Source organism: Stenotrophomonas sp. GbtcB23, assembly GCF_019091045.1.
GTDB lineage: Bacteria > Pseudomonadota > Gammaproteobacteria > Xanthomonadales > Xanthomonadaceae > Stenotrophomonas > Stenotrophomonas rhizophila_A.
Genome location: NZ_JAGXKC010000094.1, coordinates 1 through 3,019 on the forward strand (window position 1 = coordinate 1; position 3,019 = coordinate 3,019).

General features: G+C 56.3%; 2 protein-coding genes. Both read left to right on the forward strand.

The window, feature by feature from the left end; genetic code table 11:
* Positions 1-247, forward strand: a 247-nt coding sequence (locus tag KVS69_RS18000) for a hypothetical protein (RefSeq protein WP_217539375.1), incomplete at its 5' end; no start/stop codon positions are given.
* Between the two features lie 510 nt (positions 248-757).
* On the forward strand, positions 758-2,977 hold the full coding sequence (locus KVS69_RS18005; RefSeq protein ID WP_217539376.1) for an AAA family ATPase: 2,220 nt from the start codon (positions 758-760) through the stop codon (positions 2,975-2,977).
* Positions 2,978-3,019 lie beyond the last annotated feature (42 nt).

Genomic DNA, 3,019 nt, shown 5'->3' on the forward strand with positions numbered 1-3,019 from the left:
GAGGCAGCGCCTGGTCAACGAGCTGATGGACGCCCGCCGGGCTGTCAAGGCAGCCAAGGCCTCGGGCGGCGCCAATGCTCTGGCAGCTGCTCGTCAGCTCGTGGATAGCGCAAAGAAGGGGTTGGGCGAGCGTGGCCCAGTTTGGTGGACCGACGGCGAGCCAGATTGGAACCGGCACCTGGTGAAGAACACGCCCTATGCAGGGTGGTTCAAACTACAAGCAAAAAGCGACTCCCACAATTTGTAGGATGGCGGCTCGAACGCACTCACTTGAGTAACCCAAAGTAACTGTACTGTTTGCAGTTAACTGCCTAACAAGCTGCGCCCAACAGGGGCTTCTGAAGTCTGAGCGCATGGTGAATGACGCGTCGGCGTGTTAGTTTAGATGTATGGAAAATCGTCGAGTAGACCTTCCTGCTCTGGTAATCCACGGTGCTGTGGTGCCCTGCGCCCCTTTCATGGAAGAGGCTTGACGATGATGCATTTCCGGTTAAGAGATATCGAATGGGAGACAGACGGGGCATCCCCTGTCCTGCCCACCCAATGTGAGGTTGAGTGCGAGGACGAGGACCAGATCGCCGATACCCTGAGCCGCTTGCATGGGTGGCTTGTCAGCAGCTTCGTGGTTGAGAACAGCACCTCGTTGCCCGTAGACCCTGGGCACATCTAGGGGAATCGGTTGAGAGCGCGTGACCTTTGGTCACATCACTACGTCAATGTGGGCTTTGTCTGTGAGCGGGCTGCCAAGGGGGGCAACTTGATTACCGGTCTGTCGATTCATCGATACAAGAGCTTCCATCCTACCGTGGCTCCGCCCATCAGCTTTGAACCTGGGACACCTCCAAAGCCAGTGTTCCTCTACGGAACAAACGGGGCTGGAAAGAGTGCAATCGGGGAGGTGATTCAAGGCGTAAGCAGCGGCGATGGGAGGTTCTCTCACTGCCAGATGCACACCTCCAACAACGCTGCCTATCGCGTGCTTGTCTACAACCAGCGGTTCGTAGACAAGGTGATCCGGACGGCAGAGGGGGTTCCTGGTATCTTCACCATAGGCGCCTTGGACGCTGAGGCCCAGGCAGAGATCGAAATAAAGAAGGCGGAGGCCGAAGCGCTTGAGGCTCAGCTTGAAGCGGTCAAGAAGAAGATCGAGCAGTCGATCGAGGCTGGCAAGAAAGTCCAGGAAGCCGCTATAACCGGGGCGTGGAAGGCCCATAGTGACTACAACAAGCCGCCGTTTCGCGACCTGTTGAGCGGTTGGCACAGTGACCGCAAGAAGTTCTTTGAAGAGCTAGAAAAGTATGCTGTGGCAGACGACGTCGAGCTCGATAGCTTGGATCGTCTATATGAGCGTCTAGCCGACGCAACCAGCACCGAAACGGCTCAGGCAAAGGTCTCGGTTGATCTCTCAGGTCTGAGCTCTATTGAGGCAAATTCAATCTGGGCTGAGAAGATTGTCGTGTCGTCTGCCAGCCGACTGGCTCCATTAATTGAGAAATGGGGAAACAGCGACTGGGTTGGGCGGGGCCGGGACATCCCGCACGGCGACAACTGCCCCTTCTGTCAGGAGAAGCTGCCAGAGAACTTCGCCGAGGACTTGGCCAAGCTTCTTGACGGAGACAGGCAAGTGCGTGTCGACCAAGTGAAGTTGCTTGCTGAACGCTATGAAGCGACTGTCGCACAGGTAGAGGCGACGGTAGCCCAGGTCTTTAAGCACACTTTTGCCCAGAAAGATACGGCCCTGTCTCAGGCTTGGGAACTGTTGCTGGCACGGCTCAAGGCTAATAGTGCCTTCATGAAATCCAAGGTCGACAAGCCTGGAGAGCCGTATGAAGTCACTGTTAGCGACGTTGAGCCAATGAGGAATGCCATCGGCACCATCAACCAGCGAGTTACAGAGTTCAACGCAAGAATCGCAGATCGGGCGGCCGAACAAGGACGTATTCGAACGATGCTCTGGCAGGTGATGCGCCGTGAAAGGGCACCCGTCTACGATGCCTACCGTGCGGCCAGGGCACCTCTAGTGCAGGCGCTGACGGCAGATCGTGCCGAGAAGGTCGCCGTTGACAAGAGCCTGTTGGACATCTCCGTTCGTCTTAAGGAGCTGGGGCAGCTCCAGACAGGCGTTGGGGCGGCTGTCGAAAAGATCAATGCACGTCTAGCGGGCATAGGTGTCACCTCCTACTCCATCTCAAGTAAAGGAGAGGGTCACCTATATTGCTTGAGCCGTCCTGGACAGGCAGAAGGCGACATGACTTCGCTCAGTGAGGGCGAGAAGACACTGATTTCGTTCCTCTACTTCCTCGAGCGCCTGACGGGCTCTGATGAGGAAAATGCTGGTCCGGTCGACCTGGGTAGGACGATTGCCGTGATCGACGACCCGATTTCTAGCCTGTCGCACAACTTCGTGTTCGACATTGCTTCCATCATCCAAGAAGAACTCATCAAGCCACCCGAGGGTGTGCCACGATTGCGACAGGTGATCGTGCTGACCCACAACCTGTTCTTCCTACATGAGATGCTCCGGCAGACCGTGGGGCCAGAGTTGGCGACTCAGGACAAGCGATGCCAGCTGCTACGGGTGGTGAAGTCAGACCATACCAAGGTGGTCCCGATGAAGGCATCGGAAATGATGAACGACTACCAGGCCTTGTGGCAGGTGCTTCGAGATGCACGCGATTCCAATGCGCCGGCGATCATGGTTCCCAATGCAATGCGATGCATCCTCGAGCACTTTTTCTGGTTCACTCACCAAGAAGGAAAATTCAAAGGAGCCTTGAAGAAGGTGGCGGCCACCGACGCTTCCTTTACGCCCTTAGCGCGCTTCTTGGACAGGGGATCTCACAAGGACGGAATCAACATCACCGTGATCGATTTCAATCACTTCGACTTGAGCTACTACTTCGAGAAGTTCAAGGCTGTCTTTGACGCAGCGGGCTTCCCTGAGCACTACGCTGCGAACATGGGGGCAAGAGATTAGCAGCGGGGGTGGGCTTTGCGGAGGCAGTCGCATCGACACGAT